Source organism: Heyndrickxia sp. NPDC080065, from assembly GCF_050281185.1.
Classification (GTDB): domain Bacteria; phylum Bacillota; class Bacilli; order Bacillales; family Bacillaceae_C; genus Heyndrickxia.
In genome coordinates this window covers 124,393-148,795 of record NZ_JBNNWS010000005.1, presented here as the reverse complement: position 1 = coordinate 148,795, position 24,403 = coordinate 124,393, and the positions used below count along the sequence as shown (strand labels likewise).

Here is a 24,403-nt window from a genome sequence, read left to right as displayed (position 1 = left end):
AATTTAGATAAGATATAATATATGTGTAAAATTAATACGATTCATCTTCGGGGCAGGGTGAAATTCCCGACCGGCGGTAATGGAGCAAAAATATTGCTTCTTAGCCCGCGAGCCTAGCAGTTTTGGGCAGGATTTGGTGTGATTCCAAAGCCGACAGTACAGTCTGGATGGGAGAAGATGGAGGTGCCAGTGTTTAAAAATGCAGGTTTTAAACACTTATTTAAGCATGCCTCTAATTCTCCCTCAAGGTCTATACCTTGAGGGTTTATTTATGGTATTGCTTATGGCAACTTTCTTCTGACATGGGATGAATCTCAAAAGGAGAGAGGATTTTGAGAAAATTAAATTTAAAAATGTTTATTGGTATTGCAATGTTAAGCAGTTTGGCGTATGTGATCATGTTTATTAAGTTTCCGATACCGCCATTCCCGCCGTACTTAACAGTCGATTTTAGCGATATACCTGCATTTATCGCCGCTTTATTATTTGGACCAGTCGGTGCTATATTAGTGGAAATTATCAAAAATGCGTTAGATTACTTCACTCATGGTAGTGAAGCTGGTTTACCGATTGGAAATATTGCAAATATTTTCGCTGGAATTTTATTTGTTTTACCAACTTATTTTATTTATAAGCGTATGAAAACAAAAAAAGGTATGACTTTTGCTTTATTTATTGGTACATTATCATTGGCAGTTATGATGAGCGTCCTAAATTATTTTGTCATTCTACCTGCCTATTTAATATTAATGAATTTTTCAGTACCGAATGTAAAAGAATACATTATAGCGGGGATTTTACCTTTTAACATTATTAAAGGTATTATCGTTTCAATTATTTTTATGCTTTTATTTTCACGAATGCAAAATTGGATTAATAAACAATCCATTATTAATAATTAATAAAAGGAAAAAAGGCAGGTGCTTCAGATAAGAGCACTTGCCTTTTGTATTATTACTCAAATTTTAATGGGTCGCCGTCAAATGATTCGTCGGCTACTTTAATAGAGTCTGTAGGACATCCTTCAAAAGCATCAATTAAATCATCTTCCAAAATTTCCGGAATCTCTTCAGTTCCCTTGTTGTTATCCAAAATGTTATAGGCAATTCCTTCGTCATCATAATCAAAAATATCTGGAGCTGCAGCACCACAAGCACCACAAGCTATACATGTATCCTTATCAACAATTGTAAATTTTGGCATGAAATGACCTCCTAATAATCTATATCTATCCTTATAATGGAAAAATCAAAAAAGGATGGATGCATATCTTTCATTGGCTCACTCATAATAATAAAACTCATCTTTGAACTTTTCAATAGTTATGGGTTAAGAAACCTGTTTTATAAGGTTTTACTCGATTATTTGTAATAATGAAATGAATTTATATAACAAAAAACTATGCTTTCGTGATAAAATTAGACATAAAAAGACATATAATGAGGTAAAAACAGATGACGTTTTTACAAGCATTGATTCTATTGAATATACAAAAAATAAAGGGATCTCGTACAGTTTACTCTATTTACCATTTACTAAAAGGAAAAAAGTCCTCACAAACCATACAAGATGCACATTTATTTAAGCTTGGAGTTTTTTTTCAAACATTCCCGTTTTTACAAAGAGATGTTTTTGAAGAAATGATAATGGAACTTGAGAAGAAGAACCTTATTTGTCAAAAAGAAAATCAAAAGTTTTATATATCAAAATACGGCGAAAAAGAGCTGCACGATTTTTTTGAAAAACGACCATTCCCAAAATATTTGAATGGATTAAAATATCAAGATATAGCTATTACTTTTTGGAAACGAATCAATTTATTAATTCAAGTACTATCAAATTCTATTCATGAAATAAATAGATACTCCCCCATTCAAAGGGATGAAGATATACAACAATGGGTGAAGTCTTTCTTAAAAGAGAGCCGATATACAAGACCACAACTTTCAGATCAACTTTATCATGAAATCGCATCATTGTTTTTAAAGCATTCTCCTGAGAATCCAGAAATCTTGGTTATCCGATTAACGGGAAACAATCAATTTGGAAAAACAATCGATCAGGCAGCAGAATATTTTTTGATGGAGAATACAGAGTATTGGTATCGTTTTATTCATTTGCTCCATTATATGCTTGAAACAATGATACTTAATAAATCGGAGTTTTCATTTTTGTACTCTCTCATTTCTGATACTTACCGTAATATACCCCTTACAAAATCTACTGTCGAAAGCTTAATATTACTAAAAAAAGGGTATTCGATACCGGAAGTCGCAAATTTACGGAGACTAAAAGAAAGTACGATTGAAGATCATGTTATCGAGATTGTCTTGAATGATACCAATTTTGACATATCACCATACTTACAAAAAGAATTAGAGCAAAAGATTATTAAAATTGCAAACTCAGTTACACAAAAAAAGCTAAAGCCAATAAAAGATGCTATTGGTGATGTTTCTTATTTTCAAATTCGGCTAGCACTTGCAAAACAAGGAGTATGGGAATGAAGCTGTACGAAACTTTAAAAAAACATTTTGGATATCATTCGTTTCGCAAAGGACAAGAGGAAGTCATTACTTCAATCCTAGCTGGTCAAGATACATTAGCTGTACTTCCAACTGGTACAGGTAAATCTCTTTGCTACCAAATACCTGGGTATATGTTACCGGGTACTGTTGTGATCGTTTCACCATTACTTTCTCTTATGCAAGATCAAGTAGAGCAGCTTCGAATAAATGGAGAAAAGAAGGTAGTAGCGTTAAATTCCTTTTTAAGTATACAGGAGCGAAAAAAAATTCTTCAATCACTACAATATTATCGATTTATCTATATTTCACCTGAAATGCTAACAAATCAAGTTGTGATACAGAAATTAAAGAAGATCGTCGTTTCTCTGTTTGTTATCGATGAAGCACACTGCATTTCTCAATGGGGGCATGATTTCAGGCCGGATTATTTATGTTTGAAAGAAGTACGTTTACACCTTGGAAATCCAGTAACCCTAGCTTTGACTGCAACAGCAACAGATGATGTCCGTAATGATATTATCCATTATCTTAATTTAAATAAAGTAAATGAATTGATTTTTTCTGTCGATCGGCCCAATATAGCATTAGTAGTAGAAGAAACTGCTAATTATCAAGAAAAAACTAACAAGCTGTTACAATTAGTAAAAGGATTACAGAAACCCGGTATTATTTATTTTTCGAGTAAACGTGTATCAGAAGAAATAGCAACTTTACTCAGAAAACATGGAATTGCAAAAGCAGAAAGCTATCATGGAGGAATGGATCAAGAGCAAAGAATATTGATTCAGCAGCAATTTTTACATGATCAACTACAAGTGATTTGTGCTACAAGTGCTTTTGGGATGGGAGTCAATAAAGAAAATATTCGATTCGTTATCCATTTTCATATGCCTTATCAAATTGAATCATATTTGCAAGAGATTGGCAGAGCTGGAAGGGATGGAGAGAAAAGCATTGCTATTCTTTTATATTCTTCCGGAGATGAATTATTGCCATTACAAATATTCGAAAATGAACTGCCAACCGAATTTCAAATTGAACAATTCTATGCGATAAATAATGAGCATAACAGTGAAAGAGAAATAGCATTTTTAAATCTTACTGATATACAATTGAGGTTTCTGAATTTTTACAGTGAATTATTTAAGGGTGAGACTGAAGTCGTTCAAAAAGTCAAAAAAATTTGTGAAGAACGTGTAAAATATAAACGATTAAAGTTACAAGAAATGAAAAAATGGATTCAATCTACTAATTGTCGTCGAAGAGGTATTTTACAATATTTTAATGAAAAACCAATCTCTCAAAATTACAATTGCTGTGATAAATGTGGAATCCAAATGAATGATTACAATATGAAAGATTTAGATGTGTTCATAGAAGAAAAAGAGAACTGGCTATCGATGCTGAATAAATTATTGCTAAGAGGCGATAAAGCATGAGAAAAAACAAGCAATCTGAATTGATAAAACAATTAACAAAACGAGAACTAACTTTTCATTTATTTGTTACTCAATTTATCCTATTAACGATATCAATCATTTCAGGTATATTTTTATTTAAGGATCTTTCGACTTTTTTCAACTTGTTTCGAATCAATGGTTCTATCATTACTCTTGGTTTATCAAGTGGTGTGATAATTGTTCTATTAGATACTTTTTTAATGAAAGTCTTACCCAGTCATTATTATGATGATGGCGGGATAAATGAAAAGATTTTTACAAATCGCTCATTCATAGAGATTGCCTTTTTAGCCGCAACAATAGCTATTTGTGAAGAGGTGCTTTTTCGAGGGGTGATCCAAACTAATTTTGGATTTATCATTGCAAGTATTATTTTCGCAATAATTCATTTACGTTATTGGGGACATTGGTTTCTAATTGTAAATATATTAATTTTAAGCTTTTGGATTGGAATAATCTATGAACTAACTAACCATAATTTGTTTACCACCATCGTCATGCACTTTACGATAGACTTTTTATTAGGATTAGGGATTAAATATAAGAATAGACATTTACATAGTTAGATTATGAGAAAAAGAAATAGCGATGTGGGGAGTGAATATTATGTCAACTGATCCTTATCGTGAGCAAGTTGAGAAGTTTAAAAAAAGAATTGAGAAAGTTCCTTTGGAAGAATTAGTTCTTAATGATGATGAAATGAGCAAATCACTGCCATCTCGTAGTGAAGTGCATGGTCATAAAAAGAAAAAAAAGAAAAAGAAATTAAAATTTCCTTTGATAAGGGCATTATTAATATTTTTTATATTACTTCCGATAGCAATTATAAGTTATTCAGTTTATTCACTGTTAAATGATAAGCCGATATTAAAAGGTTCAGAAATAAAAGCAAATGGCGAAGAAATATCTTTTGAAATAGAAGATTCTAATAAAAACATTGAAAAAACGAATGAGGATACTCAAAACAATAAGTTAAATCAAAATGATCAGAGAAATACTGAAGAGCAGAAAACAAATCCAAATCGAAAGAACAAAAAGAAACAATCCTCTGAAAAACTTGGAACAACTATTGAGACAAAAGAAGAGGAAGTAGCAAGCAGCGAATCTATGAATGGTACAAATCAAACGATAAGTACTCCATCATCCGAGCAAAAAATTATATATCATACAGTTCAACCTAAAGAAACATTGTTTAGTATTGCAATGAAATACTATCACTCTCAAGAAGGCATAGAAAAAATTAAGCAATGGAATAACATTGCGAATGATGATATTATGGCAGGTCAGGTATTACAAATTCATTTGCAATCTGTAGATTAGAGAAAGAAATCGGTTATTTCGCCGATTTCTTTCAATTTACTCTCTGATATTTATTTTTAGAATGTTGTATAGTTTTTTCTAAGCATACCCATAGGGACTAGCACATACACTTATCCTAGGGGGTGGTGTTATGGAATCTTCTATTTTATCACTAAAACTAACAGATCAAGCAACTAAGCAAGTGTTGCAAAATTTGGTGGAAAAAAAGGCGAAATTTGATCGATTAAAACAGCGTCATATTTTCCTTTTATGGATTAGTGTATTTTATAGTTTTGGAATTCTTTATTTAATGTATTACCGTATACTAGATCCTTATTCGTATTCCTTTGCAAAGATTTTTTCTATTATAGTCGGAGAGAACAAGCATTTGATCTTTATTTTTATTGCAGTAGCTTCATTTGGAGCCACAAAAGTTTTATATGAAAAAAAAGAAAAAGCTGAAAAAGAGTATCATGAGTTAAGATGTGAAATTATTGATCGGAGCAAGGACTTATGGAAAAATGAAGCATGGGTTTCTAGAAATGTTGTTTTTGAAATGATGAAAGCAAAATATAATATTAATTTGTATCATGAAACGAAGTAATTAAGTATATTTACTAAATTTGACTTTTTAAATTTTAGTAAAGTCTAATACTCTGATAATTAAAAAACTGTTTTCTTATCTTTTTCCTCTTTTAATATTTCAACTGCTTCACGGAATCGTAGGGAGTGGATGATTTCACGTTCCCTTAAGAATCTTAAACTATCATTAATGTCAGGATCATCACTCATATTAATGATCCACTGATAAGTGGCCCTTGCTTTTTCTTCTGCTGCTATATCTTCATATAAATCTGCAATCGGATCACCTTTTGCAGCTATATAAGTAGCTGTCCATGGCGATCCACCTGCATTTTCGTAAAAGAGCGCTTTTTCATGATTCGCATAATGAGAACCTAAGCCAGCTTCTCTCATTTGATCAGGCGTAGCATCTTTTGTAAGTTTATAAACCATTGTTGCAATCATTTCTAAATGAGCAAATTCTTCAGTACCAATATCTGTTAATAAACCAATTACTTTGTCTGGGATTGTATATCGTTGATTTAAATAACGGAGGGCTGCAGCGAGTTCACCATCCGACCCTCCGTATTGTTCAATTAAGAACTTAGCGAGCATGGGATTACATTGGCTTACTTTTACTGGATATTGGAGTTTTTTTTCATATACCCACATTACAAATTCCGCTCCTTTCTTTCAGGCTAGCCCCCTTCAACTTTTCCTCTACACTTGCCAAGGCCATGGAGCTTCCTTCCAATCCCAGGGATACTGTGAATAACTATAACCAAAATGGGTCAATGCACCGAATTGCTTTTCGAACTCTTTTTTTATCTTTTTTCGTTGTTGGATACATAAATTGTATTGTTGAATAGCGTCCTGATCCCCGGGATGAGTATCCAAATATAAAGTCAGCTCGATAATAACGAAATCTATTGCTTGAAGTTCTTCTAAGACTTTGTAATATTCAGGAGTTATTTGAGTCATACTTTGTTTCACTCCCTTGCTCTTTCATACGGACTATAATATGGATCGTAAAGAGGCTGCCAAAGTGTTCCTTTTCTTAAGGCCTCCAGCGGCGGGAATTGTGGTAAATTAGGTGGTTGGAATTCGAAATATAAGTTTGGTGGAGTAGAATAGGTCTTTACTTGTAATGGCGGACAAGGGTCAAAAGGGCTAATATATGGTTCATAACTTTTATAAAATGAAGGCATCATCTTCCCTCCCTAAATAATATGTCATCATTTTATTTTATGGGCAAAATTTGTCCATCATGTCAAAATAATATAATAATGGTATGATCGAAGTGTATAGTTAAACAAAAAATTTTAAATTTATAAAGGGTATTTTTCTTATCATGTTGAAATATAATTGCATGGTGAATTATTTTTATGAGGTGATAGGTTATGTTTGCAAAAAATATTATGATTCCTAAATCACGTTGTTTCTACGTGGATGCTAATGATTCAGTTGAAAAAGCATTACAAGTTTTAAGATCAAAAAGCGTTGATGGCTTACCTGTATTAAGTGGAGAAGAATATGTAGGGATGATTACTCACTACCATATCTATAAAAACTATTTTCAGTCAGAATTGCCAAAAGAAGAATTTCTTCAATCAACAAAGGTTAAGGATATTGCGACACATCAAGAAATCTATTTTCAGGGATCTGAAATATTTGAAAACACTTTAATTGCACTAAAGGATTTTCCTTTATTTGCAGTTGTCGATGAATCAAGGAAATTTTTAGGTGTCGTAACTAGATTTGATGTTATAGAGCAATTCCAAAGTGCATTCGGAACTAAACGTCCTGGTATTCGTATTGCATTTAGTTCTGTTGAAGTTGAAGGAAGAATAGCTAGACTAGCTAATATTATTCAACAATATCATGAGTCTGTTATCTCACTTGTAACATTTGATGAAACAGATAAATTAGTACGACGAATCGTTTTAAAAATCGAAAAACGAGATAATATTGATAAATTCATTACTAGTCTTGAAGAATCCGGGTTTCGTGTTCTCAATATAAACGAAGATTAATATGATCAACCCTCCCTTTACAAAGGGGGGGTTTTTAGTCTAATATCTCCCACATTCATGATGATCAATTTGAACTTAAAATAGTAATCTATCTTATTCATTTTTATGAAAAAGATAGATATACACTTGGAGGTAATATGATTTACAGTATAATTTTTATCTTTTTAGCGGGTTTATTTCTCCTAATTTTTATGATCTTGGAGGCTTTCCAAAACAAGGTTTATTATCATACTTTTGAATTTCAGGATTTTCCTAATAGCTTTAAAACGTTAAAAATTTTTTTTATTTCAGATATTCATCGTCGAAAAATTAACCCCTTAATTATCAATGAAGCAATGGGGAAAGTTGATATTGTCATTATTGGGGGCGACTTAACTGAAGAGCATGTGCCATTTGAACAAGTGGAATATAATATCATTCAGTTAGGGAGGTTAGGGCGTACTTTCTTTGTTTGGGGAAATAATGATTATGAAGTAAGAAGTGAAAAATTAATTCAATTATTTGAGAAGCATAATGTAGTTATGCTCAGAAATGACACTGAAATACTTAAATCAACTGAAGGAGAGAAAATTGCAATTATTGGGATTGATGATATTTCTCTTGAAAAAGATGATTTACATTTAGCAATGCAAAAAGTTGATCACTCCTGTTTTCAAATTCTAATCAGCCATAATCCTAATATCATAAAAAAAATAACAAACATTCATTCGATCTCGTTTATTTTAAGTGGTCATACACATGGTGGTCAAATCAGAATATTTGGTTATAGCCCGTATAAAAGAGGAGGGATCTATACATATCCTTTTGTAACTCAATTGATAAGTAATGGTTACGGAACATCCATGTTTCCATTAAGATTAGGTGCTAAACCAGAAACCCATATAATCAGATTAAAAAAGAGTAAAAAATGAACGTTCTTTTTCTCCTTACATAGTATGGTGTAGAAGCCATATCAGGGGGCGGAAATAATGAAATTAGAACGTTTAGCTCGTAATAAAATAAAATACTCCATTTCCTTTGAAGAATTATCAGCAAAGGGATTCCTTGAGGGAGAAATTGAATCATTCATTTGGTATGATTTGTTTGATGAAATGGTTGAGATTGCTCAAGAAGAATACCATTGTGAGATTCCAGATACTATTTCAATTGAAATATTCTCACTTAATTCAAAGGAGATTGTTTTAATCTTAACAATGGATGAAATTTCACAACAGGAGGAAATTATACAAAATCAATTAATTCATTCACATATTAAAGAATCAATTTATTGTTTTGAATCGATAGAAAATGTTATCGCACTTGCTAATAGATTGAACAATCTCAGCATATCGACAAATAGCAAGTTAATTGTTTTCGAGGATCAATACTTCCTGGTATTGCCTACTAAGCAGCCAATTAATGTCCTATGTGAGGAATTTGGTGATGTGTCAAGTTTGTCAGTTTATATGTTGGAGGAATATGGAAACATTATTATTGAACAAAATGCCTTAGGAATATTAACTGGTTATTTTAATCGATTAATTGAATAATGCTGTCATTAGGGTGACCCAAAAGCAAGGTTGCCCTCAAAATATTTGTATAAATAAAATCTCAATCTAAGAATCTATGATACATCTTTGATAGCGTTTACAAAAAAATAAAAAGTATTGCTTTTTTGTCTTGCATAAATATAGTAAAGGTGTATACTATGTCTGAAAGGACGAATACTCATCACGAGTGATTTTTAGGAGGTTTGCAACAATGGCAGCCGAAAAGGGTGCAGATATTCAATCATTAGAAGAGAAACACGATGTTTTAAAATCAACACAAACAGTTATTCACAAAGCATTAGAAAAGCTAGGATATCCAGAGGAAGTTTATGAATTATTAAAGGAACCAATCCGTATGTTAACAGTAAAAATACCTGTTCGTATGGATGACGGATCAGTTAAAATTTTTACCGGATATCGCGCCCAACACAATGATGCTGTTGGTCCAACAAAAGGTGGAATTCGTTTCCATCCGAATGTAACAGAAAAAGAAGTGAAAGCATTATCTATATGGATGACGTTAAAATGTGGTATTGTTAATTTACCATATGGCGGTGGTAAAGGCGGGATCATTTGTGATCCTCGTGAAATGTCATTTCGTGAGCTTGAGGCTTTAAGTCGTGGTTATGTTCGTGCCATAAGCCAAATCGTAGGACCTACAAAAGATATTCCAGCTCCAGACGTATTTACGAACTCTCAAATAATGGCTTGGATGATGGACGAGTATAGTAGATTACGCGAAAATGACTCGCCAGGATTTATTACAGGTAAACCACTTGTTTTAGGCGGTTCTCATGGACGTGAGTCAGCAACTGCTAAGGGTGTAACCATTTGTATCCGTGAAGCAGCTAAAAAACGTGGTATTAATCTTGAAGGTGCACGAGTAGTTGTACAAGGCTTTGGTAATGCAGGAAGCTTTCTATCGAAGTTTATGCATGATGCCGGTGCAAAAGTTATTGGTATCTCTGATGCTTATGGTGCACTTTATGATCCGAATGGTTTAGATATCGATTATTTACTTGATCGCCGTGATAGCTTTGGAACAGTAACTAAGCTATTTGACAATACCATTTCAAATAAAGAATTACTTGAGTTAGATTGCGATATTTTAGTTCCAGCTGCAATCGAGAATCAAATTACAGAAGAAAATGCACATAATATTCGCGCTCAAATCGTTGTCGAAGCTGCCAATGGTCCAACTACTTTAGAAGCTACACAGATACTAACGCGTCGCGGTATATTATTAGTTCCAGACGTTTTAGCTTCTGCTGGTGGAGTAACAGTATCTTATTTTGAATGGGTACAGAATAACCAAGGATACTATTGGACTGAAGAGGAAATAGATGAAAAACTTGAAAAAGTATTAGTAAATTCCTTTGAAAATGTTTATAATACAGCTCAAACAAGACGAGTTGACATGCGACTTGCGGCTTATATGGTTGGTGTTAGAAAATCAGCTGAGGCATCTCGTTTCAGAGGTTGGATTTAATTTTATATTCATTAGGAATTATATATGCTAATCTTAAATAATTTGCAGTAATAATAAAAATCTCCTATCATAATAATGGTGGGAGATTTTTTGATTTTGTTTTACTATGATATAGTATTGTTTAATCATCCCATTTACAAAGTTTAATTCCGATTTAAATATAGAGGTGACACAAATGCAAGTAGAAAATAGCATCATTGTAGGGGGAGGTCCATGTGGATTATCGGCAGCAATAGCTCTTAAAAGCATTGGAGAAAATCCTCTGATTATTGAAAAAGGAAACATTGTTAATGCTATTTATCATTACCCCACACACCAAACTTTTTTTAGCTCTAGTGAAAAGCTTGAAATAGGTGGAATCCCTTTTATCAATGAACATCTAAAGCCAAAGAGAAATCAAGCGTTGAACTATTATCGTGAAGTAGTTAAAAGAACACAGCTCCGACTGAATCGTTTTGAAAAAGTAAACACAATTGAGAAACAAGATGATGGAAGATTTGTTGTATCGACTTCTAAAAATAAATATATAGCAAAAAATGTAATTATCGCGACGGGTTATTATGATCATCCTAATTATTTGAATATTCCCGGCGGAGATTTGGATAAGGTTTTCCATTATTTTAAAGAAGCTCATCCATTCTTTGATATGAATGTAGTAGTAATCGGTGGGAAAAATTCAGCTATAGATGCAGCTATTGAGTTAAATAAAGCAGGTGCAAAGGTAACCGTTTTATATAGAGGTAGTGAGTATTCAAAAAGTGTAAAACCATGGATACTGCCTGAATTTGACTCATTAGTTCGTAATGGTGCTATTCAAATGGAATTTAATTCGAATCCAGTAGTAATTACGAATGAAAGCGTAAAGTATAGTGTAAATGGTGAGATAAAAGAAATTCAAAATGACTTTGTGTTTGCAATGACAGGATATCATCCAGATCACACCTTTTTAACGAGAATGGGTGTAAAATTAGAAAAGGAAACGGGTAAGCCCTATTTTAATCCTGAAACAATGGAAACCAATATTGAAGGAATATTTATTGCAGGTGTTATTGCCGCAGGTAATAATGCAAATGAAATTTTTATTGAAAATGGCCGATTTCACGGGGAATTAATAGCTTCCTATATTCAAAAAAGAGATTATGAAAACTAAACAAAATTGACCTGTACGATTAGTAGAATAATTGTACAGGTCAATTTTGTTTTTTTAATGAAACATGTCTTCAATTACTTTCATATCATCCGTATGGGATAGTGCAATTAAAAGTTTTATTCTTGCCTTCTGCCCATTTAAACCGTTAGAAAAAATGACTCCCATTTCTTTTAAATGTTTCCCTCCTCCTGCATAACCATATACATCTTGGGCAATCCCATTAAAACATCTGGAGACGATGATTATGGGAATGTTCGCATCTATTAAGGATTGAATACCTGGTACTGTGGCAGGAGGCAAATTTCCTTGACCAAGTGCTTCGATTACAACGCCATCATATTTTAAATTAAGTATTGCTTCAAATAATGACGAATCCATCCCAGCGTGAGCTTTTAATAATGCAACTTGTTTTGTAATTTCATCAATATGGTATTTTTCTTTATGAGTTGGAGCGTTATGGAAAAATACACCTTGTTTAGTGACGATTCCAATAGGTCCATATTGGGGGCTTTGGAAAGTCGATACATTACTAGTATGTGTCTTTGTCACATTTTCCGCTGTGTGAATCTCATCATTTAAAACAACTAAAACACCTTTACCCATTGCATCATTGCAAGCAGCTACTCTGATTGAAGAAATTAAATTATATAATCCGTCAGATCCTATTTCGTTACTTGATCTCATCGCACCTGTAACAACAATAGGTATATCTAGATCAATAGTCAGATCTAAAAAATAGGCTGTTTCCTCTAAAGTATCAGTCCCGTGTGTAATTACAACTCCATCTATATTTTTATTCTTTGTTTCATCCATAATTAATTTCTTTATAAATAATATTTCAGAAATGGTAATATGGGGTGATGGTAAATTAAAAGGTTCTTTTATAATTAAGTTTGCTAATTTAGATAATCTCATTGTTTGAGTAGACAAGGGGTTTTCATTGCCAGGTTTTACTGCTCCTGTAGAACTATCTTCAACCATAGAAATGGTCCCGCCTGTATGAATCACTAAGATGTTTTTTTTCATCTATTATTCCTCCAATACTAATAGTACTCTTCCAATATTTGAAAATGTTATTTTCTTTCTTCAGTATACATGATACGATTAAGAAAATGATAAAGAAAAGAGGACGAAAAATGCTGGTAATTTTATCAGCAGGAATTGCACCGGGATTAGCTCTATTAAGTTATTTTTATTTAAGGGATCAGTACGAACATGAACCCATATTATCAGTATTTAAAGCATTTATATTCGGTGCGTTTCTTACATTCCCAATCATGTTCATTCAACATGTCCTGCAGATGGAACATGTGTTTCAAGGGAATATTTCTAATGCATTTATTAATATAGCATTGTTAGAGGAATTTTTTAAATGGTTTATCCTTTTTTTTGTTGTATATCAACATGAGGATTTTAATGAACCATATGATGGTGTTGTTTATGGTGCAAGTGTTTCACTTGGCTTTGCAACAGTAGAAAATATTTTATACTTAGTAGCAGATGGGGTGGGTGCTGCAATAGGGAGAGCATTACTACCTGTATCAAGTCACGCATTATTTGGAGTAATGATGGGCTATTATTTTGGAAAAGCTAAATTTACATTGGATCGTAAAAGAAAACAGACATTGTTTTTTTCTTTCATTATTCCACATCTTCTCCATGGATTTTATGATTATATCATTTTATCAAATACAAAATGGATATATTACATGATCCCTTTTATGTTATTTCTTTGGTGGATAGCACTTAAGAAAGTCAAGCATGCTCACATTTTAACGAAGAAGCATCATGAAAGTATTAAAATCGAAAATAAAGAATCACCTTTAGATACAATTGGATAATATGTCCAATTGTTTTTTTTGTCTACATTGATTTTTGAATAAAATCCCAGATAAAACAAAAACTACTTTTAATTCTAAATTGGAGGGTTAAGGCGCAAATGAAGTATAACACTTTAGTGAAAGTAATGTTTGTGTTAATTCTTTGTCTTGTTACCTTGTCAGTTTCACAAAAGGATACTCCAGTACAAGCATTTTCAAATCAGGTTATCCAAAGAGGGGCTGTTGGTAATGATGTTATTGAGTTACAAGCCCGATTACAAAATATTGGATTTTATCATGGTAAAATAGATGGCGTTTTTGGATGGGGGACTTATTGGGCGTTGCGTAATTTTCAAAAGGATTTTGGATTACCTATAGATGGCCTTGCTGGTTCAACTACAAAAGCAAAATTGGTCAAAGCTTCGAACTATAACGAATCATTTGTAAAAGGTCAAATAAAAAAAGGCAACGAATTTACTTATTATGGTGGTGTTGATATAGCAAAACAAATTAAACCTAAAACAACTGCACCAGCTAAACCAGCACCTAAAAAAACGACCGCCCCTTCGAAAGTAACCGCAGCAAATGTTCCTAAAGGTTTTTCTCAAAATGATATCCAACTTTTAGCTAATGCAGTTTACGGGGAATCTAGAGGAGAACCATACGAAGGTCAGGTGGCAGTAGCAGCTGTTATATTAAACAGAATTGAAAGTTCCTCATTCCCTAATTCTGTGTCAGGTGTAATCTTTGAGCCAGGTGCATTTACAGCTGTATCTGACGGGCAAATCTGGCTTACTCCAAATGAGCGTGCCAAAAAAGCAGTTATTGATGCGATTAATGGCTGGGATCCATCGAATAGTGCATTATATTATTTTAATCCAGATACCGCAACAAGTAAATGGATTTGGTCAAGACCACAAATCAAGCGAATTGGGAAACATATATTTTGTATGTAATGGGGTGAGAATATGATTAGAGGAATATTAATCACAGTATTAACACTTGGTGTAATTGGGACGGGGGTATGGGGTTACCAGGAACATAGGGAAAAAAATGCAATATTAATTAATACAGAAAATAACTACCAAAGAGCTTTTCATGATTTAGCGTATAAAATGGATTTACTACATGACAAAATAGGAACGACATTAGCAATGAATTCAAGAAAATCATTATCACCCCAACTTGTTGATGTTTGGAGACTTACTTCAGAAGCACAAAGTAATGTTGGTCAGTTGCCACTTACCCTATTACCATTTAACAAGACAGAAGACTTTTTATCAAATATAGGAAAATTTAGTTATCGGACGGCTGTTCGTGATCTTGATAAAGAACCGTTATCAAAGGATGAATATGGTACATTGAAAAAATTATATTCACAAAGTGCGAATATTCAAAACGAGCTCCGCAAAGTTCAGCATTTAGTGTTGAAAAATAATTTGCGCTGGATGGATGTTGAAATGGCATTAGCGACAGGTAAAGAAGCTGCAGATAATACGATCATTGATGGATTTAAAACAGTAGAAAAGACAGTAAAAGGTTATGATGAATCAAATACGGGAGATCCATCATTAGTTGGCTTTCAAAAGAAAAATCAAAATTTTGAAAATGTGACAGGAAGAATAATTGGAAAAAGTGAAGCTATACTAATTGCCAAAAAATATACAAATATTAAAAACCCAACAAAAGTGAAAGTCACTCAAAATGGTAACGGATCGAAATTTGGATTTTTTAGTGTCACAATGACTGATGAACATGGGAATGAAGGAAACATAGATATTACTAAAAAAGGCGGCCACCCCATTTATTTTATTGAAAGAAGAGATATTTCAAAACAAAAGCTAAGTTTAAATGATGCGATTCACTCAGCCACTAAATTTTTGAAAGATAACGGCTATAAAAATATGGAGGTCTTTGAAACTACACAATATGATAATGTTGGGGTATTGTCCTTTGTGGTAAATGATAAAGGTGTGAGGATCTATCCAGAGACAATAAAAATAAAAATTGCACTGGATAATGGGCAGACTATTGGATTTACCGCGCAAGATTTTATGAAAAATACCGAGAACCGGATAATAGCAAAACCGAAAATAACAAAAAATGATGCAAAAGGATTTGTTAATCCTAAATTAAAAATTATGGAAGATCGACAAGCGATAATTGTGAATGATCTAGGTAAAGAAGTTCTATGTTATGAATTTTTAGGAACTCTTGATAATGATACATATAGAATTTTTATCAATGCAAATAATGGAGTAGAAGAAAAAGTTGAAAAATTACAAAATGCTGAACCAGTTTATGAAAATACTTTATAAGGAAGGCTTGAGAGGCTTTCCTTTTCTTAATATATCAGATGAATAAAGGTGTCGACCAATAAACAGATTTCTACTAAATTTAACTACTAATAACATCAAACCTTAAACTTCTTAAATAGAAATATCTAGAAAACTCTGTCATTAAGTGGCATAATAAATATATCATTTATTTAATACATAGGAAGGATTAATGGGTTGATGCTAAACATAGGAATGATGCTTACTTTAGAAACTCTCGAAAATGAAAATGTAGAGAAGTATAAATGTAAAATAGCAGATATTGATGGAGATAAATTATATATCGATTATCCAATTAGTATAATTACTAACAGAACTGCTTTCCTTACAAATTCTTTGGAGATAAATGTTATGTTTTCTACTGAGGATAACCTTGCTTTTCAATTTCGATCCAAAGTAATTGGAAAAATAAAAAAGAAAATTCCTTTAATCGTTTTACAATTACCTCCAAAGGAAGATTTCAAAAAAATTCAACGCCGTCAATTTGTTCGTGTTGAAACAGCTTTAGATATCTCTATACATTTTCCAAATTCCAACTATCAATTTGCTACTGTAACTGAAGATATTAGTGCAGGGGGATGTGCGATCATCTTACCAAAGAATATAGCCCCTTTACCTTATGAAACGGGTGAAGCGCTTCTCGTTCTTCCAATGCAATCGGGAGAATATCATTACATAAAAACAACATGTAAACTAATAAGAATATGGGATGTGTCTAAGAAAATGGTTGCATCAATAGAATTTACTGATATCCAAGAAAAAGAAAAGCAACAAATTTTCCGTTTTTGTTTTGAAAAGCAATTAGAGCTCCGAAAAAAAGGATTATTAAACTAACATATTGTGTATAAATTATTCCCATATTTCCGATAATGATTTATAGATGTCAAATTTCAAAAAAGTTTTATGTGAGTGGGTTTGAGGAGTGGGAAGAAATGAAATTGATAGAACGTTGGTTTATTAAACTAGTTGTTTTTCATTTTATTATACTAATCATCATTCAAGTAATCTTACAACCATATGGTTTTTTTAAAGATATACAAAAGATAACCTTCTATGAAGGAGTAAATAAAGCGAATGAAACACCTATAGTTGAAACATGGAAAAATCGCTAAGGGGCAGAAAATTTTCTGTCTTTTTTCTTTATACTTATAATATGTGTTAAAATAGTATAAGAAAAGCGAAAGCAACTTGATTATCCTAAGGCAAAAATGTTGCAGGTTTTTGACCACGAGGGACTGGCTGCTTACGCTAATCAAAAGATAAAGTGAAACTTCTTTTTTAGCTTAGTTCTAAGCTGAAAAGATTTTTTGGTTATTTTATTAGAGTGGGTGAAGGAATTTATGAAAAAAAATATTCGAATTGCTATTGACGGACCAGCTGCAGCCGGTAAGAGTACTGTAGCAAAAATTGTTGCTGAAAAATTATCTTTTATTTACATAGATACAGGTGCTATGTATAGAGCATTGACATTAAAAGCAAATAAAAATGGGATTGACATAAATAATGAAGCTGCACTAGCGGATTTATTAGGAGTAACGAAAATCGAACTAAAACCTGGCGAGAATGGACAGCTTGTTTTTGTCGATGGAGTAAATGTGTCAAAAGAAATTCGTGAATCAAAAGTTACGAATTCTGTATCAAATGTATCAAAACATCGGTTAGTTCGTGAGGAGATGGTAAGAAGACAACAAGCCTTCGCTAAAGATGGAGGTGTTGTCATGGATGGCCGTGATATTGGGACACATGTTATTCCAGATGCCGAATTAAAAATCTTTTTACTTGCGAGTGTTGAAGAACGTGCTGAGAGAAGACATGCTGAAAATTTATTAAAAGGTTATCCGTCAGATTTAGAACAATTAAGGAAGGAAATAGAACTTCGCGATAAGATTGATTCTGAACGCGAAGTGGCCCCTTTGAAAAAAGCGGAAGATGCTTTAGAAATTGATACAACCTCACTATCAATAGAGGACGTCGTAAATAAAATTATGCACTTGGCTAATGAAAGGATCGAATTAGGGTGACATTTTACTCATTTGCAAAAGTGGTAGTTTGGAGAATATTTAAACCACTATATAGAATTCAGATCATAGGAGTCGAGCATTTCCCAAAAAATGGCGGTGTTCTGCTTTGTGCAAATCATATCGATAATCTAGATCCGCCAGTAGTTGGTATTACAGCCCCAAGACCTGTTGTTTTCATGGGAAAAGAAGAATTATTTAAAAAGCCAATTATTAAAACACTTATGAAAAAATTAAATGTATTTCCTGTTAAACGAGGGGCGGGGGATAGGGAAGCTTTAAGAATAGGAATGAAAGTCTTAAAAGAAAATCAAGTTTTGGGATTATTTCCAGAAGGTACAAGGAGCAAGACTGGAGAGCTTGGAAAAGGGCTCGCTGGTGCGGGCTTCTTTGCATTAAGAACTGATGCTGAAGTAGTTCCTTGTGCGATTATTGGTCCGTATAAACCTTTCAAAAAACTGAAAGTAGTATATGGAGAACCGATAAATATGAAAGAGTTACGTGAAAAAAAAGCAAGTGCTAATGACGTAACAGATGTTATTATGGGCCAAATACAAATACTTATAGAGAAACATCGGACATGAGTCACTTTACTTGACAAAATGTTGTATTTGTTAGAAGTTTATAGAAAGGATAAATTTCGAATAATATGAATTTAAATAAAGCAAGAACTGAATAATTTTTATTCGAATTTATATAAAAAGAGAAATAAATCTATAGCATTAGTAGTCAGTAATTGGATTAAGGAGGAGTACATATGACAGATGATATGAATCAAGTGGAAGTAAAAACCTTTTTAGAGAATGATAAAGTAAAAGGAACAGTTACAAAGGTTGAGGAAAAACAAGTACTTGTAGCCATTGAAGGCAGTAAGATTGATGGCATTATCCCAATCAGTGAATTGTCGAGTCTTCATGTTGAGAAAGCATCTGACGTTGTAAATGTTGGTGATGTCCTTGATCTAGTTGTTACAAAGGTTGAAGAAGATGCACTTGTTGTTTCTAAAAGAAAAGTAGATGCTGAATTAGCTTGGGATGAAATGAAGAAGCGATTTGAAAATAATGAAATATTTGAAGCTAATATTAGTGATGTAGTAAAAGGAGGACTAGTTGTCGATTTAGGAATTAGGGGTTTTGTACCTGCATCACTAGTTGAGGATCACTATGTTGAAGATTTTAGTGATTATAAAGGAAAAACATTAAAATTTAAAATTGTTGAATTAGATCGCGAAAAAAATCGTATTATCCTTTCACACCGAGCAGTGGTTGAAACAGAAAAATTAGAAAAGAAGAAGCAAGCTTTATATCATATTCAAGCTGGTCAAATACTTGAAGGTAAAGTACAAAGAATTACTGATTTCGGCGCTTTTGTTGATATTGGCGGTGTAGATGGTCTAGTCCATATTTCCCAACTTTCTCATGAACATGTAGCAAAGCCATCAGATGTTATTGAAGAAGGCCAAATTGTTAAAGTGAAAGTACTTTCTGTTGATCATGATAATGAACGAATATCATTGTCTATTAAAGAAACACAGCCAGGGCCATGGACTGACATCGAACAAAAGGCTCCGAAAGGATCTGTTTTAACAGGAGAAGTAAAAAGACTAGTCTCATTTGGAGCCTTTGTTGAAGTATTACCAGGTGTTGAAGGGTTAGTCCATATTTCGCAAATTTCCCATAAGCATATTAATACTCCTCATGAGGTATTAAAGGAAGGTCAAGAAGTAAAAGTAAAAGTATTAGAAGTAAACGCAAATGATGAGCGACTTTCTCTTAGCATTAAAGATCTTGAAGATCGATATCAAGAGGAAGTAGTAGATTATGAACTTCCTGAGGAATCAAAAGGTTTTCAACTTGGAGAAGTTATTGGTGATAAGTTAAAAGGATTAAAAAATTAATTTATAAAATTAATACCAAAAACTCACATACTGAGAGTTTTTGGTTTTTTTTAGGTTACTGGTTATTTCTCGATTCTTCAGGGCTCTCTAATTTTGTTGATCCGTTATGATGAAGGGCTTGGTCACGATCAGATTCTACTCTGCGGCTTGCTTTTAACTTTTTTTCTTGTCGGTCTTTACCCATAATTGATGAACACCTCCTAAATGTTAGGATATCTTGATTAAAAGTTACTATTCATGGTTAGAATCTTTTTTATTTTCCCATAATGGAAAATGAAAGGAGATTGTTTACATGAGTGGTTTTTATTTTATCTTTTTTTTATGGAATGTCTGGATATTTTCAACTTTTATATTAAATAAACAAAATAAATTAAGAATTTGGTTAGCGTTCTATTCATTGATATTATTAATTCTTTTTCCTTATAAAGTAAATTTATTTACAATTACATTCCAAATTCCTTCCCTAGTAATTTTAACAGTTAGTTATTATTATCTTACTACCTTGTCATTTTTGAAAAAAATGTACATGATTATATCAATTTTTATAATGATGACAGGTTTTTCAGGTTTTTTGCTGCTTGAATTATACGATCCAGTTTGGGTATTAGTTGATCGTAGGATATTACTAGGAGGATTAGTTTTTTTAATATCACAACTTTTACTTTCTCGTTCCATATACTCTCAAATAATATGTTCCTTATTAGGCACCTTGCAAGGAGAAATCATCTATTCGTTGATTTTAAAAAAATGGGGTTTTCCATACATTGTCGGGAGTAGTGAATATTTAGATGTGTGTTCTGTTTTTTTAAGTCTAATAATTGTTTGGTCCTTTATTAATCATGTTTCTACAATTATGTCTATAAAAAATAGTCTGAAAACCAAAAATAAGGATATTCTTGGAGTTAAAAATATTTCAAAATAAATTATTACTTATGTATATCTATAAATGTCATTAAAATATATGTTTTAAAGCTATCTTTTTCCATTCAATCATTGCTTGTCATACATATTATTGTTAAACTATTTAAGTTAGGCTCCGATGTCATTCTTATTTTAATAATTGGCTTTGTTAAACAAGGTTGTTTTTACTAATAAAGCCCTTTGTGGTATGGGCTTTTACTTAAAATAAATCATTTAAATAACAAAGCCAATAATTAAAAATGTGAATAGTGAAGAAAATAACACGAAAGAAAGTATAAATGAAAGGGTGATTGATGTGACAAAACCTGTTGTCGCTATTGTAGGTCGTCCGAATGTAGGAAAATCGACAATTTTCAACCGAATTGTCGGTGAACGTATATCAATAGTTGAAGATATTCCCGGTGTTACTAGAGACAGAATTTACAGTTCAGCTGAATGGTTAACTCACGATTTTAATATTATTGATACTGGTGGTATAGACATTGGTGATGAGCCGTTTCTAGAACAAATTAGAGGGCAGGCAGAAATTGCGATCGATGAGGCAGATGTTATTATTTTTATCGCCAGTGGACGTGAAGGAATTACCACGGCAGATGAACTAGTTGCCAAAATATTATACAAATCAAAAAAACCAGTAGTTTTAGGTGTTAATAAAATTGATAATCCCGAAATGAGGGATCAAATATATGACTTTTACTCGCTAGGTTTCGGTGATCCGTTTCCTATTTCAGGGTCTCATGGTATCGGTCTAGGAGACTTATTAGATGAAGTAGTTAAGCACTTTCCAAAAATAGAGGAAATGGATTATGATGATGATAAGATTAAATTTAGTTTTATTGGCCGGCCTAATGTTGGAAAATCCTCACTTGTAAATGCAATACTAGGTGAGGAAAGAGTAATCGTTAGTGATATAGAGGGAACTACTAGAGATGCTATTGACTCAATGTATACCTACGAGGATCAAGAATATGTAATTATTGATACTGCAGGGATGAGAAAAAAAGGTAAAGTGTATGAAAGCACTGAAAAATATAGTGTCTTGCGTGCATTAAGAGCGATTGAACGATCCGATGTAGTTTGTGTAGTGATTAATGGTGAAGAAGGAATAAGGGAACAAGACAAACGTATTGCAGGATATGCCCATGAAGCAGGCAGAGCGATAGTTATCGTTGTGAATAAATGGGATGCAGTTGAAAAAGATGAAAAAACGATGAAAAAATTTGAAGAAAATATTCGTGAACATTTTCTATTTTTAACGTATGCACCAATTGTGTTTTTATCAGCGAAAACTAAAAAGAGATTGCAAACTTTAATCCCAGTTATAAAAACAGTCAGCGAAAATCATGCAATGCGAGTTCAATCTAGTATTCTAAACGAAGTAATTATGGACGCCGTGGCAATGAATCCTACCCCAACAGATAAAGGAAAGCGGTTGAAAATATATTATGCAACACAAGTGGCTGTAAAACCGCCAACATTTGTTGTTTTTGTAAATGAATCTGAACTTATGCATTTTTCATATGAAAGATTTTTAGAAAATAGAATACGTGATGCATTTGATTTTGAAGGTACTCCAATTCGAATTATTGCACGTAGAAGAAAATAAGAATAGCGGAAAGGCCTTGGTTAGCCTAGGGCAAAAATGTTTCGGAAAACGGCTTTTAGATTTTCCAGCAATGAAGTCTACTCTTTAACTTAATTGGTTTGTGGTTATTTGATACCTAGGAGTTGACTGCTTGCGCAATACATTATATAAAATAGTGGGTGATGAGATTGTCTTATAAGAAGGAGAAAATAGCAGTTATCGGTGCAGGTAGCTGGGGAACAGCACTAGCAATGGTACTTGCGGATAATGGACATGATGTTCGACTTTGGGGACATAAAAAAGAACAAATAGAAGAAATTAATCAGTATCATTCAAATGAAAAATATCTTCCCAGCATCCATTTATCAGAGTCAATTATTGGATATCACTCATTGCAGGAAGTAATGGAAAATATCAACATTATTGTGCTTGCAGTACCAACAAAAGCGATTCGCGAAGTATTGGGGAAAATCGGTGAATTTCAAACTTCACCGATTACTGTCGTCCATGTTAGTAAAGGAATTGAACCAGATACATTATTAAGGATATCTGAAATGATCGAAGATGAATGTTCTAAAGAGATTTTAAGAGATGTTGTTGTTTTATCTGGTCCTAGTCATGCAGAGGAAGTAAGTCTTAGACACCCTACAACTGTTACTGTATCCTCACAAAATGAAGAAGCGGCTAAATGGGTGCAAGACCTGTTCATGAATCAAAACTTCCGGGTTTATACCAATTTAGATGTAATTGGTGTGGAAATAGGCGGTGCATTGAAAAATATTATCGCACTTGCTGCAGGGATCTCAGATGGTCTTGGTTACGGAGATAATGCTAAGGCAGCTTTAATAACCAGGGGATTAGCAGAAATAGCCCGTCTAGGAACGAAAATGGGGGCAAATCCATTAACGTTTTTAGGTCTATCTGGTATTGGTGACTTGATTGTTACATGTACAAGTGTTCATTCTAGAAATTGGAGAGCAGGAAATATGCTAGGAAAAGGTATGAATCTTGCTGAAGTATTGAAAAATATGGGGATGGTTGTTGAAGGGGTAAGAACGACAAAGGCAGCACACCAGTTATCCGAAAAATATGAAGTTAAAATGCCAATCACAGATGCTTTATATCGTGTATTATTTAATGAATATAATCCTAAAGAAGCTGTGGATAATTTGATGGGACGATTAAAAACGAATGAAATGGAAGATTTGACAAATTTGTTAAATGGATAAATCGGATATCTTTTTATCATTTTCTGTCCAATGATTTTTTAGCTTTTTAGGCATTCGACGATGCAAATATAAAATAAATAGCATAAAATGCCATGAAGTAAAAGCTTTAAACTAGTGGATTGGGTATTTGTCTAGTTTTAACTGAAGTAAGGTTAACGCCCCTTACTTCAGTTTTTTTTATGAGTTCAATTTACTAAAAAAACTTTGTTAGTGTATATGGCGGAATATGATATAATATGTTCCGTAGTTTACTTAGGTTTCATTAACTTAATACATAAAAAAAGAACTTTTTTATTATCGGAAAAGGTGGAAATTTCTATGTCTGAATCAATGTTTAAAATGTGGGTATCTATTGCTGGCATGGGATTAATGGCAATTGCGATGGTAACCATTTATTTTAGTAGGTATAAAATAAAGGTGAAATTTTTAAAGGTATTTACAGCATTAATAGCCTACTTATGTTTGATTGTTGGTGGTTTGATTATGGTATATGTTGTCTTTACCGGGCCAACAGGCAGTTAAAAAGAATCTACGATTGGAAAGGATTG

The 24,403-nt window shown here is 32.7% G+C and carries 29 protein-coding genes and 1 riboswitch; of the genes, 23 read left to right on the top strand and 6 right to left on the bottom strand.

The features are described from left to right. Positions 1-39 precede the first annotated feature (39 nt). Positions 40-183, top strand: a riboswitch (FMN riboswitch). Positions 184-332: 149 nt separating this feature from the next. Beyond that, positions 333-902, top strand: a complete 570-nt coding sequence (locus tag ACQKP0_RS07365; protein WP_427405175.1) for an ECF transporter S component — start codon at positions 333-335, stop codon at positions 900-902. A 52-nt stretch (positions 903-954) separates the two neighbouring features. Here the strand turns inward: ACQKP0_RS07365 and ACQKP0_RS07360 are convergent, their stop codons facing one another. Continuing rightward, a complete protein-coding gene (locus ACQKP0_RS07360; protein WP_427405174.1) occupies positions 955-1,203 on the bottom strand; it encodes a ferredoxin in 249 nt (82 codons plus the stop codon). Between the two features lie 251 nt (positions 1,204-1,454). Here ACQKP0_RS07360 and ACQKP0_RS07355 point away from each other — a divergent pair, with 251 nt between their 5' ends. The 5 genes from ACQKP0_RS07355 to ACQKP0_RS07335 all read left to right on the top strand — a co-directional run bounded on the left by ACQKP0_RS07355 (position 1,455) and on the right by ACQKP0_RS07335 (position 5,891). Then, positions 1,455-2,507 carry a helix-turn-helix domain-containing protein gene (locus ACQKP0_RS07355; protein WP_427405173.1) on the top strand — a complete coding sequence of 351 codons (1,053 nt, stop codon included), beginning with the start codon at positions 1,455-1,457 and terminating at the stop codon, positions 2,505-2,507. After that, positions 2,504-3,967 carry a RecQ family ATP-dependent DNA helicase gene (locus ACQKP0_RS07350; RefSeq protein ID WP_427405172.1) on the top strand — a complete coding sequence of 488 codons (1,464 nt, stop codon included), beginning with the start codon at positions 2,504-2,506 and terminating at the stop codon, positions 3,965-3,967. Before ACQKP0_RS07355 ends, ACQKP0_RS07350 begins: the two co-directional genes overlap by 4 nt. Then, a complete protein-coding gene (locus ACQKP0_RS07345; protein WP_427405171.1) occupies positions 3,964-4,554 on the top strand; it encodes a CPBP family glutamic-type intramembrane protease in 591 nt (196 codons plus the stop codon). Before ACQKP0_RS07350 ends, ACQKP0_RS07345 begins: the two co-directional genes overlap by 4 nt. A gap of 40 nt (positions 4,555-4,594) precedes the next feature. Next, positions 4,595-5,308 (top strand): LysM peptidoglycan-binding domain-containing protein, encoded by a 714-nt coding sequence (locus ACQKP0_RS07340; protein ID WP_427405170.1) that lies wholly within the window; start codon positions 4,595-4,597, stop codon positions 5,306-5,308. 130 nt (positions 5,309-5,438) lie between these two features. Beyond that, on the top strand, positions 5,439-5,891 hold the full coding sequence (locus tag ACQKP0_RS07335) for a DUF2663 family protein (protein WP_427405169.1): 453 nt from the start codon (positions 5,439-5,441) through the stop codon (positions 5,889-5,891). Between the two features lie 59 nt (positions 5,892-5,950). Here ACQKP0_RS07335 and ACQKP0_RS07330 read toward each other — a convergent pair whose 3' ends face one another. Genes ACQKP0_RS07330 through ACQKP0_RS07320 form a run of 3 tightly spaced genes read right to left on the bottom strand, consistent with a single transcriptional unit; the run spans position 5,951 to position 7,056 of the window. Next, on the bottom strand, positions 5,951-6,520 hold the full coding sequence (locus tag ACQKP0_RS07330) for a manganese catalase family protein (RefSeq protein ID WP_427405168.1): 570 nt from the start codon (positions 6,518-6,520) through the stop codon (positions 5,951-5,953). 48 nt (positions 6,521-6,568) lie between these two features. Further along, positions 6,569-6,829 (bottom strand): spore coat protein CotJB, encoded by a 261-nt coding sequence (locus tag ACQKP0_RS07325; RefSeq protein WP_427405167.1) that lies wholly within the window; start codon positions 6,827-6,829, stop codon positions 6,569-6,571. An 8-nt stretch (positions 6,830-6,837) separates the two neighbouring features. Beyond that, the gene (locus ACQKP0_RS07320) at positions 6,838-7,056 is read right to left on the bottom strand and encodes a spore coat associated protein CotJA (RefSeq protein WP_427405166.1); all 219 of its coding nucleotides are present in this window, start codon (positions 7,054-7,056) and stop codon (positions 6,838-6,840) included. A 192-nt stretch (positions 7,057-7,248) separates the two neighbouring features. Between ACQKP0_RS07320 and ACQKP0_RS07315 the strand changes: the two genes are divergently transcribed. The 5 genes from ACQKP0_RS07315 to ACQKP0_RS07295 all read left to right on the top strand — a co-directional run bounded on the left by ACQKP0_RS07315 (position 7,249) and on the right by ACQKP0_RS07295 (position 12,049). Beyond that, the gene (locus ACQKP0_RS07315; RefSeq protein ID WP_427405165.1) at positions 7,249-7,881 is read left to right on the top strand and encodes a CBS domain-containing protein; all 633 of its coding nucleotides are present in this window, start codon (positions 7,249-7,251) and stop codon (positions 7,879-7,881) included. A gap of 137 nt (positions 7,882-8,018) precedes the next feature. After that, entirely contained in the window at positions 8,019-8,792 is a 774-nt protein-coding gene (locus tag ACQKP0_RS07310) for a metallophosphoesterase (RefSeq protein ID WP_427405164.1), read from the top strand. Between the two features lie 57 nt (positions 8,793-8,849). Beyond that, positions 8,850-9,410, top strand: coding sequence for an adaptor protein MecA (locus ACQKP0_RS07305; RefSeq protein ID WP_427405163.1), 561 nt, complete (start codon positions 8,850-8,852; stop codon positions 9,408-9,410). Between the two features lie 211 nt (positions 9,411-9,621). Further along, complete coding sequence (locus ACQKP0_RS07300; protein WP_427405162.1) at positions 9,622-10,899, top strand: Glu/Leu/Phe/Val family dehydrogenase; 1,278 nt, start codon at positions 9,622-9,624, stop codon at positions 10,897-10,899. A gap of 175 nt (positions 10,900-11,074) precedes the next feature. Then, positions 11,075-12,049 carry a YpdA family putative bacillithiol disulfide reductase gene (locus tag ACQKP0_RS07295; protein ID WP_427405161.1) on the top strand — a complete coding sequence of 325 codons (975 nt, stop codon included), beginning with the start codon at positions 11,075-11,077 and terminating at the stop codon, positions 12,047-12,049. A 54-nt stretch (positions 12,050-12,103) separates the two neighbouring features. Here ACQKP0_RS07295 and ACQKP0_RS07290 read toward each other — a convergent pair whose 3' ends face one another. Then, the gene (locus ACQKP0_RS07290; protein ID WP_427405160.1) at positions 12,104-13,075 is read right to left on the bottom strand and encodes an asparaginase; all 972 of its coding nucleotides are present in this window, start codon (positions 13,073-13,075) and stop codon (positions 12,104-12,106) included. Between the two features lie 110 nt (positions 13,076-13,185). Between ACQKP0_RS07290 and prsW the strand changes: the two genes are divergently transcribed. From prsW to rpsA, 8 genes are all read left to right on the top strand, one after another. Next, on the top strand, positions 13,186-13,890 hold the full coding sequence (prsW, locus tag ACQKP0_RS07285) for a glutamic-type intramembrane protease PrsW (protein ID WP_427405159.1): 705 nt from the start codon (positions 13,186-13,188) through the stop codon (positions 13,888-13,890). A gap of 98 nt (positions 13,891-13,988) precedes the next feature. After that, positions 13,989-14,825: a spore cortex-lytic enzyme gene (sleB, locus tag ACQKP0_RS07280; protein WP_427405158.1), complete on the top strand. Its 837-nt coding sequence runs from the start codon at positions 13,989-13,991 to the stop codon at positions 14,823-14,825. A 12-nt stretch (positions 14,826-14,837) separates the two neighbouring features. Continuing rightward, positions 14,838-16,187 (top strand): germination protein YpeB, encoded by a 1,350-nt coding sequence (ypeB, locus tag ACQKP0_RS07275; RefSeq protein WP_427405157.1) that lies wholly within the window; start codon positions 14,838-14,840, stop codon positions 16,185-16,187. Positions 16,188-16,385: 198 nt separating this feature from the next. Further along, positions 16,386-17,039, top strand: coding sequence for a flagellar brake protein (locus ACQKP0_RS07270; protein ID WP_427405156.1), 654 nt, complete (start codon positions 16,386-16,388; stop codon positions 17,037-17,039). A 98-nt stretch (positions 17,040-17,137) separates the two neighbouring features. After that, positions 17,138-17,317, top strand: coding sequence for a DUF5359 family protein (locus tag ACQKP0_RS07265; protein ID WP_427405155.1), 180 nt, complete (start codon positions 17,138-17,140; stop codon positions 17,315-17,317). Positions 17,318-17,545: 228 nt separating this feature from the next. Next, entirely contained in the window at positions 17,546-18,226 is a 681-nt protein-coding gene (cmk, locus tag ACQKP0_RS07260) for a (d)CMP kinase (RefSeq protein WP_427405154.1), read from the top strand. Further along, entirely contained in the window at positions 18,223-18,807 is a 585-nt protein-coding gene (locus ACQKP0_RS07255; protein WP_427405153.1) for a lysophospholipid acyltransferase family protein, read from the top strand. The genes cmk and ACQKP0_RS07255 overlap by 4 nt, the downstream gene beginning before the upstream one ends. A gap of 173 nt (positions 18,808-18,980) precedes the next feature. Then, a complete protein-coding gene (gene rpsA / locus ACQKP0_RS07250; RefSeq protein ID WP_427405152.1) occupies positions 18,981-20,120 on the top strand; it encodes a 30S ribosomal protein S1 in 1,140 nt (379 codons plus the stop codon). A 55-nt stretch (positions 20,121-20,175) separates the two neighbouring features. On the opposite strand, the gene ACQKP0_RS07245 is transcribed toward rpsA, so the two are convergent. Continuing rightward, on the bottom strand, positions 20,176-20,304 hold the full coding sequence (locus ACQKP0_RS07245; RefSeq protein ID WP_427405151.1) for a YpzI family protein: 129 nt from the start codon (positions 20,302-20,304) through the stop codon (positions 20,176-20,178). A gap of 108 nt (positions 20,305-20,412) precedes the next feature. Between ACQKP0_RS07245 and ACQKP0_RS07240 the strand changes: the two genes are divergently transcribed. The 4 genes from ACQKP0_RS07240 (at position 20,413) to ACQKP0_RS07225 (ending at position 24,377) form a co-directional block, all read left to right on the top strand. Continuing rightward, the gene (locus ACQKP0_RS07240; protein WP_427405150.1) at positions 20,413-21,042 is read left to right on the top strand and encodes a YphA family membrane protein; all 630 of its coding nucleotides are present in this window, start codon (positions 20,413-20,415) and stop codon (positions 21,040-21,042) included. Positions 21,043-21,336: 294 nt separating this feature from the next. Further along, complete coding sequence (der, locus tag ACQKP0_RS07235) at positions 21,337-22,647, top strand: ribosome biogenesis GTPase Der (RefSeq protein ID WP_427405326.1); 1,311 nt, start codon at positions 21,337-21,339, stop codon at positions 22,645-22,647. 230 nt (positions 22,648-22,877) lie between these two features. Then, positions 22,878-23,855: an NAD(P)H-dependent glycerol-3-phosphate dehydrogenase gene (locus ACQKP0_RS07230; RefSeq protein WP_427405325.1), complete on the top strand. Its 978-nt coding sequence runs from the start codon at positions 22,878-22,880 to the stop codon at positions 23,853-23,855. A 318-nt stretch (positions 23,856-24,173) separates the two neighbouring features. Beyond that, complete coding sequence (locus tag ACQKP0_RS07225) at positions 24,174-24,377, top strand: DUF2768 domain-containing protein (RefSeq protein ID WP_427405149.1); 204 nt, start codon at positions 24,174-24,176, stop codon at positions 24,375-24,377. Positions 24,378-24,403: the final 26 nt, after the last annotated feature.